The organism is Bifidobacterium sp. W8114 (genome assembly GCF_016101165.1).
In the GTDB taxonomy this organism is placed as follows: Bacteria; Actinomycetota; Actinomycetes; order Actinomycetales; family Bifidobacteriaceae; genus Bombiscardovia; species Bombiscardovia asteroides.
The window spans coordinates 151,537-166,016 of record NZ_JACFRA010000001.1 but is presented as its reverse complement, the minus strand read 5'-3'; the positions used below and the strand labels follow the sequence as shown (position 1 = coordinate 166,016).

The following is a 14,480-nucleotide window of genomic DNA, read 5'->3' as shown; positions in this document are numbered from 1 at the left end:
GAACTGCCGGCTCAAAGAATCATGACACAAGAATGCATGTGCTGACGCATCCGGTTCTTGTTCAATATCAATCCTGGTCGTATCTGGAAAGCTCGATCAGGTTCCTATCGGGGTCCCTGACATACACCGAGGTGATGGTCCCATGCGCGCCGGCCCGTTCGACCGGACCTATATAGTCGACACGATGCTTATGAAGCGCGGCAACCACATCATCCAGCGAATCCTCCACGAGCAGACACAAATCAGCCGAGCCAGGCGTAGGCCTATCCACCTTGGGTCAATCTCATGGCCGGCCTCGTGAATGTTGATCTTCTGCTGGCCGAATTTCAGTGCTAACCGCCCATCGCCGAACGCCTGCACCTGCATGCCCAGCACATCACGGTAAAACGCGCAGGTCGCGTCGACATCCCGTACTGTGATGACCAGATGATCCAAAGCAGTGACTCTCATTCCCTCAACTCCCATCGCTGAATAACCCAAAAGGCAGCCTAGGCACACACATGCGAAAAAATGGCATTGAGGGTCAGCAAAAAACGATCCGTTGTCACAACAGATAAGACCCATACCAGAGCCAAGAAGAAACCAATCGGGTGAAAGCTCGACGATAGACCCATGCAAAAAACGAATACCAACATATAAGCAATCGGTATTATACATATCACTTCGAGAGCCCTAGACTGTTGCCGTTCACATCCAAGATGGAAGTGAATCTGCGCATGCCGGCTGGCGCCAGGGGGTCTTGGGCGATCATACAGTCAGCAAGGAAGGGAACAGCATGGCCACAAAGCAAACAGCAGGAAGAAAGCAGTTGGGCGAATTCGCTCCTCAGTTCGCAGCTCTGAATGACGATGTTCTATTCGGCGAAGTCTGGGATGATGAACAAGCACTGTCCGCGCACGACAGAAGCATGATCACCATAGGCGCATTGATTGCCATGGGTAGCACAGAACAGCTCGACGCTCACCTGAACATCGGGAAAAAGAACGGTATCACCAAGGACGAGATAGCAGCGGAAATCACCCATCTGGCCTTCTACGCAGGCTGGCCGAAGGCCTGGTCGGCTTTCAACCGCGCCAAGCAAATCTGGCAAATGACGGCTGAAGGTGATTAAAGCATGAAGCAAAACGCCAAGACGGCGGTCCTGGTCTTCCACCCCCATATGGAACCTCACGGATCAATGCCCGCCTGATGCGGGAAGCCAAGGGCATGATGATGAGGGTATCCTGGTCCGGGACGAATATGCTGCCTTGCGCTCAGGCCAAATCGACATTCCTGGCGAGCAAGCATTCGTCAAAGGCTGTGACCGTCTGGTATGGCAGTTTCCCATGTATTGGTACAGCTGCCCTCCGCTGCTCAAGGAGTGGGAAGACCTGGTGCTCACCTACGGATGGGCCTATGGTACCCATGACGATGCCATGAAAGGCAAGGAACTCATGCTTGCCGTCTCGGTCGGCTCTGCTGGAGAGAACTATGACCATGAGGGTGAATTCGGCTATACAGTGGACGAGCTCCTGGCTCCGTTCAAAGCTACCAGCAATCTCATCGGAACTATCTATCGGAAGTCTTTCATTCTGACCGGCGTTAGCTCAGGCATGAGCGACCAGAGCCTGGAAAAGGCAGCCAAGGATTATTTGAGCTGTCTGCAAGACGACTGGCCAGCACAATAGGCCTCAGCGACAATCTCTGACGTCAAGACGAGGGCGCCCACACTGGAATCTTCAGGTGCGGGTGCCCTTTTCTTATCGGCTCAGCGGACCTCAGTCACTGTGTATAAAATATCCCGTGCAGACGTGTAGCCTCCTCAGGCGTATCCACATCAACAAGAATGAGCGGCCCTCCCGTATCCATAGCCCTGATGTCATGCATATCGTCATCATCAAGACTGAAAATCTACAATATTGTGGTTCTCGTGAATCCGTTCCTCATGCACGGATTTCGGGATGGCGCATATCCTCTGCCGGGTCAGCCAACGCAATACCATCTGGGCCGGGGTCTTGCTATGGGGCTGACCAATACGTCTAAGGACAGGATTATCGAAAATACCCCGACGACCATCAGTCAGAAGTGCCCAGGCCGTGGGTACGCCCCCCCTGCTCGGCCATGACCTTTCGAAGTGGGATCTGCTGGGTGAAAGGATGCAGCTCTATCTGATGGACTATGGGAGCGATTCTGCTGGAAAGAATCAAATCGATCAGCCGGTCAGGCAGGAAATTGCAGACTCCAATGCCACGAACTCGGCCTTGCTCGTACAGATCTTCCATGCGCTGTCGTCTCCTTGGTGATGCCCTCCTGCAATCTAACAAAGTGTGGGAAAACAGTACAATACCTGCAGTATATGGCTGCCCATTCATCTTCTGCATATGCGGCGCATCAGACCTTCGGCCCCCTGACAGTGGTGCTCCGGTGTCTTCCGGAAGCATCCCTTCCCCGAACGAGAGGCGCCGTACCCGGATTGACGACGACGCTCATTGGGTAACTCGTGGAAGGATGTGGTTGGTTTGTTCATGCCGATTCAACTTATTGGATTTTTACTGCTGCTCATGGCCTTTGCTTCGCGGCAACTGCTAGGTCTGCCCGGCAGCAGTAAAGTCAACCTTGTTTTGAACCTTGCCGGCGCAAGCTTGCTGGCAGTCGATGCCCTGTCTAACCGGCAGCGGACCTTTCTGCCCTCGAATGCGGATGGGCTTTGGTTGCGCTATACGCCTTCACCCGTTCCTACTCAAAAAGCAAGTTACTTACGACCAAGAATTGCAGCTCAGCGACAAGGCAAGGGCAAGGCATCTGCATCCAGCTTATAGAAGCGAAGCTGACTGTCTGCAAAGTTGCTAAGTACACAGAGATTGATCTGAACTCACCTTATGTTTTTACGGGGCGAACCGACCAAGAGACTTCATTGGTCTGCCCAGCCGACATTGTTCCCAGCCAGACCCTGGAACGCAGCGACGGCTGGCGGGCCTTCCGCATCCAAGGTATTCTCGATTTTTCGCTCATTGGCATCATGGCGCCGATTGCAACAATTCTGGCAGACAAGGGCATAGGTATTTTCGCCGTCTCCACTGCAACACAGACTATGTCCTTACCAAGACCGATGACTTCCCTGCCGCCCTGGGTGCCCTCGACAAGTCAGGATATACAATCTTCTGATTGACACACAGCAGCATAGCGGCACAAAATACTCCTTCTGCAGAAAGAACGTGCTGAGGAATAAAAAGACGTGAGAGTGAAAAAGCAGCATAGCCAAGAGTCGAAGTTTAGAATATGACCGCTGATACTGCACGTCCATAAACAAACGTCTTTCGTCTTTGAATACACTGCAACGAATCCAGCACTTCACCCGCAAAAGTCGATATCAAAATGATGCTGACTTAGTGCTGGTCAATGCCACTTTTACGAGAAAAGGACACATACACTGGCCTCAACGGAGGTTGCTTCCTGAAAATGGGCAGGCCGCCAGATGACCTGCCACAAGTAAAGGGGAAGAACAAGCCTGGAGGGTCAGATGAGCAACAATCGAAACGAGCATGCGAATAAGAACCAAGGCAGGCATGAGGAATCGCGGATGCCCGATAACCAGCAAAAGAGGTACGAGGGCAACTCCTCGCGGAGCAACGGCACCCGGGAAAGTTCCCAACAATCAACAATGAATGACAAGAACCGCATGCCAAAACCAGTGGAGAATACGAACGTCAGAAAGGAAAGCCCGACAGAAAATGCCCCCAAGCCTGCATCAGGACAAACAGGCGAGAAGGAAGGCAGGGATTCATCCAGCAAGAACGCCGAACATGGCAAACCTGAAACGGAAAATAAGCAGGAACAGGCTCTAACCGCCAGCCATGTGCAAGCCGGCCATCCAGACAAAGGGCATAGCCCCTCCCCTGACGACAAGCCGAATCAACCCAGTAAGCCTGTCGACAAGCCATCTCAGCCGACGAGCGTTGCCAGCTTACCTAAACCGCACAAGGCGAAGAACCATGATTCCTTCTATCTTGGCCTGGCCTCGGCAGTCCTGGTCGCGGCTCTGGGCCTCAGCCTAAGCACCATGCCGATCTTCTTCTCCCTGCCTCTTGCCGCTGTCCTCTTCGGAATCGGCATCTGGCTCCTCTCCTACGCCAGCTTCAAGTCTCCCGGCAAACCAGAGGAAGAAGGAACGGAGGCGGACAGGCACACCAGGACGGTAGTTGTGGCGACGGTCCTTCTGGTTCTGCAGACCTTCATCATGGATGTCTTTATCTTCACCCGCATGGGAACAGTCGGCAAACATCAGAACGCCATCGTCATAGCCTGGATCATCGCCAGCATGATCGAGACCCTAGCAGCCTTCGCCCTTATCTACCATCACAATCCACTGCAGTCCAAGCCAAAGGACCCTGCGGCGAACGATCAACACGAAGGAAAGGAATAAGGCACTGCGGCGAGCATGGATCTGAAATGGCACGGAAGGCCAGAAAGGCCAAATGGCCGGCCGTGGATGTGAAATTGCCACGACGTTCTGTTCGACATGGTCTTCAGCCTCAGGGTGCCGCTCGTCCTTCTTGAAGATGCGTGGCACCCTTTGCATGATCATGTCCCCTCCTGCTGCAGATTGACACGGACCGCAATGCCATGAACCATGCCAACCGGCTCATAAAAATCCGGCATGAAAACCGCAAAACCACTCTTCAGACAATCCGTGAGCTGCATGGTCACAACTAGGCGAGTATGGCTTTTTACTTTTTCCACTTTTCATCCTCTTTAGCCAGGTACCTTGCAAGGTGCCTTGAACTTGGTTTCTCCCCGGCTGATACCTATAAAACACATTTGCATAACAGTTATGTTGACCTCCCAGTGGCAACAATCAGCCACTAGAATCATTGATGAAATTACTCACACACAGTTGTGCTTGGAAAAGGAAAGACATGAGTGGACCAGAACAACCTCACGTAACCTTCGGGGTCCTCAAGGAGACAGACAAGGAGGAGTCGCGCGTGGCTCTGACGCCTGACATCGTGACCCGGCTGACCAGGCAAGATATTACCTGCCTACTGGAGTCCGGGGCCGGGGCCCAAGCCGGCTTCCGGGATGAGGACTACCAGCAGATGGGAGCCATAATCACCGACAGGAACACCGTCCTATCCAAATCACAGGTCCTGGGTTTTGTCAACAGACCTGATAGCTCCTTGCTGAAGCGGATTCCAGCCGGAACATGGATCATCGGCATGCTGGGGTCTTTGAGCGACAGCGACTACATCAAGTCCTTGGAGGCGGCCGGGCTTACAGGAATCGCTATGGAGCGCCTCCCCCGACAGCTCAGCTCCGCCCAGTCCATGGATGAGATGACCTCGCAGAACTCGGTCATGGGATACAAGGCGGCACTGGTGGCTGCCGATGCATATGGATCCTTCTTCCCCATGATGACCACTGCAGCGGGAACCATCCGACCGGCCAAGGTCCTGGTCCTGGGCGCGGGGATTGCAGGCCTGCAGGCCATCGGGACCGCAAAACGTCTGGGAGCCGTGGTCACCGCCTATGATGTCAGACCCGCTTCCAGGCAGGAGGTGGAATCCTTGGGAGCCAAGTTCCTCGACCTGGGATTGGACTTTTCCAAGGGACAGGGCCAGGGCGGCTATGCGCGCCAGCTGACCGATCAGGAGCAGGCCCAGCAGCAGGCTGCGGTGGATGCCAAAGCGGCGGGCTTCGATGTGGTCATCACCACGGCCAAGGTTCCAGGCGGAAAACCTCCCCGCCTCTTGAGCGCCAAGGGTGTGGCCAATCTGCATCCCGGAGCCGTGATCGTAGACTGCGCTGCCAGCGACCTGGGCGGCAATGTCGAGGAATCACAGGTGGGAACCAGGACCACCGACAAGGGTGTCATCATGATCGGGGCACCATACCTGGCCAGCGGCGTAGCCACGACGGCCTCCAACCTTCTGTCCAGAAATGTAGCGGACGTGCTGGTGCACTTCCTTCGCGATGGCACGCTCGGCATCAAGGCGGATGACGAGATTGACCAAGCACTGATTGTAACTGGAGCAGCCGAATCCGGCACACATGGAAGCGCGGATGTTCCAGATGCCGAAGAGACCGGGGAGAAAGGTCAAGAGCAATGAATTCTTTGGTCATAGCAATTACGCTTTTCATTCTGGCCCTGCTGATTGGCGTAGAGGTGATTGGCAAGGTTCCGGCCACGCTTCACACACCGCTCATGTCGGGTGCCAACTCCATTCATGGCATTGTGATCGTCGGGGTGGTCATCATCGCGGCGGAAGCTCACTCCCCGCTTTCCTACGTACTTATATTCCTCGCTGCCGTCCTTGGCGCCATGAACGTGGTGGGCGGCTACGTGGTGACCGACAGGATGCTGGAAATGTTCAAGTCCTCAAAACCCGACAAGGGGAAGGATAAGGCCAGCCAGGACGAACAGGCTTCGTCCGTCACGACTCAGACCGCCAAGAACGAGGGAGCAGACAAGTGAATACCCTCGACATCGTCACCTGGTTCGTCTACCTCCTTTCCTCGGTCATGTTCGTCATGGGCTTGCACTACATGAATTCCCCCAAGACGGCCCGTACAGGCAATCGGATTTCAGCCGCAGGCATGGTCATCGCCGTGGCCATGGCCTTCATCCACCTGTTCGCCACCGGTTTCACCTCTTCCCTGGCCATCGTTCTGCTCGTGCTCGGCATTCTGATCGGATCCGCAGCAGGAGTCTACTCGGCCAAGAAGGTGAAAATGACGGACATGCCTCAGCTGGTTTCCGTCTTCAACACGGTCGGCGGCGGCGCTGCAGCCCTGGTCGCTCTGAACGACATACTGACTTCTGAGGGCGCCCCGACTCTGGTGGTGCTGATCACCGCCGGCCTGGGCGTGGTCATCGGTTCCATCACCTTCACCGGCTCCCTGATAGCTGCCGGCAAGCTCCAGGGCATCAGCCTGATCAAAAACCTGAAGCTGTCAGCCAAGGCCGTCTGGAATGTGCTCTTCGCTCTGTTGACGGTCCTCAGCCTGGTCATGCTCTGCCTGAATCCGGACCACCGGACCCTATGGGCCCTCCTCACGGCCATATTCGCCCTGGGCTACGGACTGGTCTTCGTCATCCCCATCGGCGGCGCCGACATGCCCGTGGTCATCTCCGTCTTGAATGCCTGCACCGGCACAGCTGTAGCAATGAACGGTCTGGCCATCGACAACGTCGCTCTGATCGTGGCAGGCGCTTTGGTCGGTGCAGCCGGTGCCACCCTATCCGTCCTGATGGCCCAGGCCATGAACCGTCCGCTCCTGAGCGTGCTGGCCGGAGGGTTCGGCGGCTCCTCGACTAGCACATCTCAGGACGCGAGCGCCCAAGGGACCATGAAGGAGACCACGCCCGACGATGTAGCCGTCCAGCTGGTCTATGCGGACAAGGTCATCTTCGTCCCCGGCTTCGGTCTGGCGCAAGCCCAGGCCCAGCGCGAACTGGCCGACCTGGGCCAGCTGCTCAAGGGCCGTGGCGTGGAGGTCTCCTATGCCATCCATCCTGTGGCCGGCCGTATGCCCGGACATATGAACGTCCTCTTGGCCGAGGCCAACGTCCCCTATGAGGAATTGATCGACCTCGACGACATCAATCCCCAGTTCCCATCAGCCAACGTCGCCTTGGTGGTCGGCGCCAATGACGTGACCAACCCGGCTGCACGCCGACCGGGGACCGCGGTGTCTGGCATGCCCATCCTGGACGTTGACAAGGCCCAGCATGTTGTCGTCCTCAAGAGAGGCAGGGGCAAGGGGTACGCCGGCATCGAGAACGAGCTCTACTTCAACCCGAACACGCAGATGCTCTTCAATGATGCCAAGGCCAGCCTGCAAGCGATCATTGCCTCCGTCAAGGAGCTCATCGCCTGAGCATCTGATGGGCGACACGTCGCATATGCTGTAGTGAGAACCATGGCTCCGGATCGGCTTGGCTGGTCCGGAGCCTATTGTCATCGAGCAAGATGGACCTACATGCTAATTTTTACATTCCAAATTGCCTATAGATGCTTTGCCGCCAAATTAGAGAACAGTACATAAAATTTCTGAAACGACAGCTCAGCTTGCAACTGGATAGATCTTGATTTCAGCGAAAGCGCTACAATCACAAGTCGCATACAAATCCCAGGTAATACGTAGCTTGCCCAGCGCAAATCTATGCTAGCTTGTGCTAACTTGCGATACATATCTGGTAAATTCTCAAAGAGTTTTCCAATTAAGAAAACTCAAGTATCGCAAATCGATGTATGTTCACACTCCATATGTATTGGACCTCGCACTCGATTATTGAAGACGGCTAAGCCCGTGGTTTTCATATCTAACGTAGGATGATATTTAAAGTCACCGAACTGCACTATTTGACATTTAAGCATGTTGATTATTCTCATACGGTCTGATTTAAATTTAAAGTAGTATTGCTCCCAGACTTTGCGATACTTGCATAAAAGAGTTACTTTGAAATGTAACGATAGGCTGGGACCGTTCGCGATGGTGAGTAATAAGATGTATCTGCTCAGATACATCCAAAGAAGGCAAGGAACCCGGATTTTTACTAGGCGACATGAGAAGACCGTTGGGCTCAGTGCAGCCCACGCAGCTATTCAGAACAATCGGCAACATGTATAGTCAGGCCGCAATGTTGACGATAGCTGTTGACTAGCAGCAAAATATGAACATTTCGTCAACCTTTATCGGGAAAACCTCATACCAGTTTTCGTCTCGACTTAGTCCTTGTCGAACATACGGTTGAACGCTGCCGAGAACCGCTACCTGTTGATCAAATCCATAAATCCCCGTATCATTGGTGTGTCAGAGTTTCCTCGAAAGTAAGTTGGTGCGTCTATGTCCATCAGGGTGGTCGAACTGTTCGCAGGTGTGGGCGGATTTCGTCTAGGCCTGGATGGTTACAACAATCCTGAACATCCCGAATTCAACATGGAAGCCGCCGGTCCCTTCCAGACCGTATGGGCCAACCAGTGGGAACCCAACGGAAGCGAAGCCAAGCAATTTGCATGGCGCTGCTACGAGGATCGTTTTGGAACTGGATCCTGCGTTAACGAAGATATAGCTGAAGTACTCAGGAAATTCGACAAGGGAGAAGCCAATATTCCACAGTTCGACATGCTTGTCGGCGGCTTCCCATGCCAGGATTACAGCGTGGCTAAGCCACTCTCTCAATCTTCGGGTATCGAGGGCAAAAAAGGCGTCCTCTGGTGGAGCATAAATACACTTTTGGAGAAACGTAGACCACGTCTTGTGTTGCTCGAGAACGTAGATAGGCTGTTGAAATCACCATCTACCCAGCGTGGACGTGATTTTGCCATCATTCTTTCCTGCTTGTCCCGACTGGGTTACTCGGTCGAATGGAGAGTGATTAATGCTGCAGATTATGGAATGCCCCAACGGAGGAGGAGGGTCTACATCTTCGCAGAACTCACCCGGAGTGTATGGGACCTCTCGACTCGTCTGCACAGCAGTGGAATCATGGCGGAAGCCTTTCCGGCAGAGCCTTCCGGGAAAAAAGATTCAAGTACATTTCGTATCAACGATGACCCCTATGACGTAACCAAACGATTCGGCATCGATTCGAAGACTTCGCTCTTCCGGAATGCAGGCGTAATGCAGGGCGGTGTCGTATTCAGCGAACGGGTAGAAGCCGTGTATGCTGGCCAAAAAACTGTCTTGGGAGACATCCTTGTACCTGCGCAAGATGTTCCACCGCAGTTCTGGATTGACGAAGGCTCCCTATCGAAATGGTCGTATTTGAAGGGCGCAAAAAAGGAAAAGCGGGAGGCGAAGTCAGGTTTTGAATACACTTACGCCGAAGGACCCGTCACCTTTCCAGATTCTTTGGACAAACCCAGCCGGACCATTCTGACAGGTGAAGGCGGCAAGGGGGCCAGTCGCATGAAGCATGTTGTCGAGCAGGACGGCAGGCTCAGAAGGCTGGTACCAGATGAACTCGACCAGCTGCAGATGTTCCCACGGGGCTGGACAGATGACGGCATGAGCGACGGGCACAGGGCCTTCTGTATGGGCAATGCCCTTGTCACCGGAATTCCCCACAGGATTGGCAAAGTCATTGCAGGTCGTCTAATGCCTGGTCGATGATTTGCTGAACATATTTGTTCGTAATCCAGAAAGATTTCTTTGTCTCCCTAGTTCCCTGTGGGGTAAGACAGGTCTCACCTTTCGTGGCGTGAGGGCGCACGTGTATATGCGAACCCTTACCATCCAAACCCTTGATGCCAGGAAAGTGATCATAATCATTGGATAGGATGTGCCGTTTCGTTGTCATGTAGACTCGCTGAGCTTCAGCTAAGTCCTCGTCCGTCGGCGTCCACCACACCAACTGCGACAAAAACAGGGGTCCGTGCTCCTCACACTGCCTGAAGACGACAAACAGGTAGGGAGTGGTCATGTATCCGTATAGTTTGCTGTCCTCCCAATCAGTGCAGGCTACTTTCTTATAGTCCATTGCAGGAAATGAAAGTGACTCTTTGACACGTCCTGTGTGGCTCCGCCTGATTGTGCGCACCATGATACCGGCCTTGTCGAATTCCTCTATGCTCTTATCAGTACCTATACCGAGGATTTTCTTTGTTATTATCGCGTAATAGTTCTTAGCACGCTCACTTGCGGAGATTTGCAGGATGGATTTCAGCTCTTTCTTCGTTTTTCCCATGTAAGGGTGGAATCTCGCCTTCACCAACTGGTGAAGGGTCAGATTCTCCTCGTCCTTTTCCCTCTTGATTGGAGCGTACTTATTCTTTTGGAAGAGCTGATTGATGACCGTGGTCATATAGGATGATTTCAGCGCCCACCTTCTTGGCTTGGCGCACCGGTCCGATTTGGGTTGCGGATATTTTTTCCCGTGACCGGAACCGGTAGTTGCAGCTTCAAGGTAAACGGTGTCACGGCCGCTTACCTTATCTGCGTCCCCATTCCTCACTTTTGCGAGAACCGTATTCCAGTCCGCCAGCATCTGAGGCTTATCTCGTTCCGGCACACCCCACATGGTGGCCAGTCTGAATCTCATATCCAAAACGCTGTCGCTACCTGGGTCATAGTCGTAGGCCAGAAGGAGAATCTTCGACATCTTATCCATAAGATGGCTCTTCTTGAAATCCTCGTTGAGAATCGTCATCCAGTTAATGTTAGTTATAGCAAGTCGTTCCTTGGCACAAGGCTTGTTGTGGGCATCGTATCTCAAACCTGTAGTCTTGAGCTCAACACCGACTTTTGGAAAATCGGGACCTTGAACATTGTTGTTTTTAATGCGAAAGTAGTACTCTTCGACAGTCTCGCCCATGGCCCCCTTGCCTCCGCTACCCTTGGGTGTGGCATCCTGGGGCAAATCCAAAGCTTCTCTCAATGTTTTATTTACAATACGCTTGGCATACTCTTCAATGCTGCTGACATTACTGTCATCATATGGTACTTGTCCCTGCTTCTCTGCCATGTGTCAAAAGTATACTTACTTCAGTAACGCACTATCCTGGTGGTAAAGGAACTGGCAGACTGGTTTATGTAATATTATGCCCGTTTCTATCAGATACCACTTGGTAAAGAGTAGACGTGTAACTTCTGTCTCCGGTAGCAATGTCTTCTTCATGACTGCTCCAGATGGTCAGCGTGTACCTTGCCTATTTTTCTCCCTGTTATGAATACAACCCTCTCTGATATTTGTACGTGTTTCCTAACTTATTGGATTTACTCCCTCTAGCACGAAAAGGACGGGAGAAGCCCGACTAACAGTAAGAGCCGGGTGCTCACAGTTGCTACCGTCATAATTACTGTTTAGGTCTTCATCATTGGCGACTTTTCTTCAACTGAACGAGAAGTGGAGACAACGAGCAAAATTCAATCATCAATACTTGGATTTGCCCCAGTTTGGACCAAATCCTCGCTGCATTTGACCTCATCTTCGCAACCTTACGCACCAACCTCTCTGATTACGCGCCAATGCTCCGAACCAGCATGAAAGAAGAGCTCATAGAGGGAGTTGGAATTCAATTTACGTGTACCATAAGGCATACACGGGTACGGTCCTCAGAAAGGATATTTATGCTGTCATTCGTCAACGACTATTCCGAGGGTGCCCACCCCGAAGTCTTGCAACGGCTGATTGATACCAACATGGAGCACCTTCCCGGCTACGGCAAGGATCGGTACTGCCTCTCCGCCGCTCAGAAGATCGCCTACGCCTGTAGCTGCCCGCAAGCGCAGGTCTATTTCCTGGCTGGTGGGACCCAGACCAACCAGGTCGTCACCTCCTGCCTGCTGAAGTCCTACCAGGGAGTGGTCGCTGCGGACACGGGCCACGTCAACGTCCACGAGGCCGGCGCCATAGAAGCCATAGGTCATAAGGTCCTGACCATCCCAGGAGAACAGGGCAAGATTCGTGCAGATGATCTCAATACCTTCCTGGATGGCTTCTACGCCGACGGAAACCATGAACAGATGGTCTTCCCAGGTATGGTCTACATTTCCCACCCCACCGAGTATGGAACCCTCTACACCCGCCAGGAGCTGGAAGACCTCTCACAAATCTGTCAAGAACACAAGATTCCGCTCTACCTGGACGGGGCCAGGCTGGGATACGGACTGGTCGCGCCCGGAACCGACGTCGACCTGACGGACATAGCCCGTCTCTGCGACGTCTTCTACATCGGCGGTACCAAGGTGGGCGCACTCTGCGGCGAAGCGGTGGTCTTCCCCAAGGGGAATGCCCCCGAGCATTTCAGCACCATGATCAAAAGAAGGGGAGCCCTCCTGGCCAAGGGAAGGCTCCTGGGGGTACAGTTCGATGCCCTCTTTACCGACGACCTCTACTCACGAATCAGCCGCAACGCCATCCAGACAGCAGCGATGATCAAAAAGGCCCTGCGGGAGAAAGGGTATCAGATTGTCATGGACTCCCCCACCAATCAGACCTTCGTCCGCCTGGACAATGAGCGTATGGAGGAACTGTCCAGGCAGGTCGCCTTCGACTTCTGGGAACGCAGCGATGCCGCCCACACGGTAATCCGACTGGCAACCTCCTGGGCGACAACCGTCGAGGACACCCAGGCTCTGATCAATCTGCTGTAAAAGCCACTCAAGCTAAACCCCGGCAACCAAGGTCATCCTGCCAACTCTCCCCTGCTGATCATCCTTTGGGGAGAGGTATTCGTATATATACACACACATATACTTTTCATCCGCCCTCTAAACACGACCAGTCCCACAGTGTTGGACATATCACACTCGTTCGGGTGAGTACATGATTATCTTTGGTTAAGATTTTTATTGCACCGATGCTGATGCAGATACCCCCGCCCTGAGCATAAGAGCAGAAATGCTTCAACGATGAAAGGAAACTTATGAAAGCCGTTGTTTTCGAAGAATTCAACACCTTCCCCACCCTCAAGGAAGTGCCGGAGCCGACGCCCGGAAGCGGCGAGGTTCTCCTCAAGGTGGCTGGTGCAGGTTGCTGCCATTCCGACGTCTCCGTCTTCCAGGACTACACCCCCGAAACCGGCAGCCACACCAAGCCGCCATTCATTCTGGGACATGAGACCACTGGTTGGGTCGAAGAGGTAGGGCCCGACGTCACGGGCTTCAAGAAGGGCGATGCCTACATCGTCTATGGTCCCACCGGATGCGGCCACTGCCCTCACTGCGTAGCCGGCCAGGAGAACTACTGCTCCAGCGCTGCAACCAATAAATCACTGGCCCTGGGTCTGGGTCGCGACGGCGGCATGGCCGAATACATGACCGTCCCAGCCCGCAACCTGGTGCCCCTGGGCGATGCGGATCCCATCGGCGCAGCACCTCTGGCTGACGCTGCCCTGACCCCATACCACGCCATCAGGGCTGCCATGCCCCACCTGAACGGCGGCGGAAAGTACGCTCTGGTCATTGGCCTGGGCGGACTGGGCCAGATCGCCATTCAGATTCTGCACGCCCTGACCGGCGCCACCGTAATCGCCACCGACACCAAGCCGGAGGCTCTGGCAAAGGCTGAGGCCAAGGGTGCCATCCCTGTAGTCAGCGACGAGCACCAGGTGGAGAACATCAGGAAGATCACCCATGGCGAGGGCGTGGATGCCGCCTTCGATTTCGTGGGTGTGGCCCCGACCATTGCTGCCGCACAGGCTTCGGGCGGCCCGGGATCCCGTGTGACCGTGGTCGGCATCGCCGGCGGCAAGGCGGAATACGACTGGTACTCCAAGCCCTGGGAGCAGGAGCTGCTTGGCGTTTACTGGGGTTCCATCCCTGAGCTCTACGATGTGGCCAACATGTATCGCAACGGCCAGATCGAGACCGAGATCGAAACCTACTCGCTGGACAATGCCCTGGATGCCTACCACAAGCTGGTCGACAACAAGCTCTCGGCCAGGGCTGTTATAGTGCCCCACACCAAGGTCTGATTTCGCCTGATTGTAGACGCAGAAGCGACTCATCTGTCAGTCGGATTTAAGCACAATCAGATTTAAGTACTGTCGGATTCA

Annotated in this window: 16 protein-coding genes, 1 pseudogene and 1 riboswitch; of the genes and pseudogenes, 11 read left to right on the top strand and 6 right to left on the bottom strand. The window is 53.9% G+C overall.

Going from position 1 to position 14,480, the window contains the following annotated elements:
• Nucleotides 1-67: 67 nt before the first annotated feature.
• Both H3T89_RS08835 and H3T89_RS09095 read right to left on the bottom strand, forming a co-directional pair.
• A complete protein-coding gene (locus tag H3T89_RS08835) occupies nucleotides 68-271 on the bottom strand; it encodes a hypothetical protein (RefSeq protein ID WP_232348366.1) in 204 nt (67 codons plus the stop codon).
• Between the two features lie 83 nt (nucleotides 272-354).
• Nucleotides 355-450, bottom strand: a pseudogene (locus H3T89_RS09095) (VOC family protein); the annotation flags it as partial.
• A gap of 325 nt (nucleotides 451-775) precedes the next feature.
• On the opposite strand from H3T89_RS09095, the gene H3T89_RS00710 reads away from it, so the two are divergent.
• Entirely contained in the window at nucleotides 776-1,111 is a 336-nt protein-coding gene (locus H3T89_RS00710) for a carboxymuconolactone decarboxylase family protein (RefSeq protein WP_198215923.1), read from the top strand.
• Between the two features lie 136 nt (nucleotides 1,112-1,247).
• Nucleotides 1,248-1,667, top strand: coding sequence for an NAD(P)H-dependent oxidoreductase (locus H3T89_RS00705; RefSeq protein ID WP_198215921.1), 420 nt, complete (start codon nucleotides 1,248-1,250; stop codon nucleotides 1,665-1,667).
• 209 nt (nucleotides 1,668-1,876) lie between these two features.
• On the opposite strand, the gene H3T89_RS09150 is transcribed toward H3T89_RS00705, so the two are convergent.
• Nucleotides 1,877-2,041, bottom strand: coding sequence for an aldo/keto reductase (locus H3T89_RS09150; RefSeq protein WP_442859982.1), 165 nt, complete (start codon nucleotides 2,039-2,041; stop codon nucleotides 1,877-1,879).
• A gap of 13 nt (nucleotides 2,042-2,054) precedes the next feature.
• On the bottom strand, nucleotides 2,055-2,261 hold the full coding sequence (locus H3T89_RS00700; RefSeq protein WP_198215920.1) for a hypothetical protein: 207 nt from the start codon (nucleotides 2,259-2,261) through the stop codon (nucleotides 2,055-2,057).
• 146 nt (nucleotides 2,262-2,407) lie between these two features.
• Nucleotides 2,408-2,468: riboswitch (guanidine-III (ykkC-III) riboswitch) on the top strand.
• 30 nt (nucleotides 2,469-2,498) lie between these two features.
• On the opposite strand from H3T89_RS00700, the gene H3T89_RS00695 reads away from it, so the two are divergent.
• The 3 genes from H3T89_RS00695 (at nucleotide 2,499) to H3T89_RS00685 (ending at nucleotide 4,402) form a co-directional block, all read left to right on the top strand.
• Nucleotides 2,499-2,798 (top strand): hypothetical protein, encoded by a 300-nt coding sequence (locus H3T89_RS00695; protein ID WP_198203433.1) that lies wholly within the window; start codon nucleotides 2,499-2,501, stop codon nucleotides 2,796-2,798.
• Nucleotides 2,687-3,148, top strand: a complete 462-nt coding sequence (locus H3T89_RS09145; protein WP_442859977.1) for an ACT domain-containing protein — start codon at nucleotides 2,687-2,689, stop codon at nucleotides 3,146-3,148. The genes H3T89_RS00695 and H3T89_RS09145 overlap by 112 nt, the downstream gene beginning before the upstream one ends.
• 351 nt (nucleotides 3,149-3,499) lie before the next feature.
• Nucleotides 3,500-4,402, top strand: coding sequence for a hypothetical protein (locus tag H3T89_RS00685; RefSeq protein WP_198215919.1), 903 nt, complete (start codon nucleotides 3,500-3,502; stop codon nucleotides 4,400-4,402).
• Between the two features lie 158 nt (nucleotides 4,403-4,560).
• Here the strand turns inward: H3T89_RS00685 and H3T89_RS00680 are convergent, their stop codons facing one another.
• Complete coding sequence (locus tag H3T89_RS00680) at nucleotides 4,561-4,719, bottom strand: hypothetical protein (protein WP_198203430.1); 159 nt, start codon at nucleotides 4,717-4,719, stop codon at nucleotides 4,561-4,563.
• Between the two features lie 176 nt (nucleotides 4,720-4,895).
• Here H3T89_RS00680 and H3T89_RS00675 point away from each other — a divergent pair, with 176 nt between their 5' ends.
• The 4 genes from H3T89_RS00675 to dcm all read left to right on the top strand — a co-directional run bounded on the left by H3T89_RS00675 (nucleotide 4,896) and on the right by dcm (nucleotide 10,095).
• Nucleotides 4,896-6,086 (top strand): NAD(P) transhydrogenase subunit alpha, encoded by a 1,191-nt coding sequence (locus H3T89_RS00675; protein ID WP_198215918.1) that lies wholly within the window; start codon nucleotides 4,896-4,898, stop codon nucleotides 6,084-6,086.
• Nucleotides 6,083-6,451: an NAD(P) transhydrogenase subunit alpha gene (locus H3T89_RS00670; RefSeq protein ID WP_015022152.1), complete on the top strand. Its 369-nt coding sequence runs from the start codon at nucleotides 6,083-6,085 to the stop codon at nucleotides 6,449-6,451. Before H3T89_RS00675 ends, H3T89_RS00670 begins: the two co-directional genes overlap by 4 nt.
• The gene (locus H3T89_RS00665) at nucleotides 6,448-7,857 is read left to right on the top strand and encodes an NAD(P)(+) transhydrogenase (Re/Si-specific) subunit beta (RefSeq protein WP_198215917.1); all 1,410 of its coding nucleotides are present in this window, start codon (nucleotides 6,448-6,450) and stop codon (nucleotides 7,855-7,857) included. The genes H3T89_RS00670 and H3T89_RS00665 overlap by 4 nt, the downstream gene beginning before the upstream one ends.
• Nucleotides 7,858-8,826: 969 nt before the next feature.
• Complete coding sequence (dcm, locus tag H3T89_RS00660; protein ID WP_198215916.1) at nucleotides 8,827-10,095, top strand: DNA (cytosine-5-)-methyltransferase; 1,269 nt, start codon at nucleotides 8,827-8,829, stop codon at nucleotides 10,093-10,095.
• Here dcm and H3T89_RS00655 read toward each other — a convergent pair.
• Nucleotides 10,064-11,446, bottom strand: coding sequence for a Sau3AI family type II restriction endonuclease (locus H3T89_RS00655; protein WP_198215915.1), 1,383 nt, complete (start codon nucleotides 11,444-11,446; stop codon nucleotides 10,064-10,066). The genes dcm and H3T89_RS00655 overlap by 32 nt on opposite strands.
• Nucleotides 11,447-12,051: 605 nt before the next feature.
• On the opposite strand from H3T89_RS00655, the gene H3T89_RS00650 reads away from it, so the two are divergent.
• Both H3T89_RS00650 and H3T89_RS00645 read left to right on the top strand, forming a co-directional pair.
• Complete coding sequence (locus tag H3T89_RS00650) at nucleotides 12,052-13,077, top strand: threonine aldolase family protein (RefSeq protein WP_198215914.1); 1,026 nt, start codon at nucleotides 12,052-12,054, stop codon at nucleotides 13,075-13,077.
• Between the two features lie 272 nt (nucleotides 13,078-13,349).
• A complete protein-coding gene (locus tag H3T89_RS00645) occupies nucleotides 13,350-14,399 on the top strand; it encodes an NAD(P)-dependent alcohol dehydrogenase (RefSeq protein ID WP_198215912.1) in 1,050 nt (349 codons plus the stop codon).
• Nucleotides 14,400-14,480 lie beyond the last annotated feature (81 nt).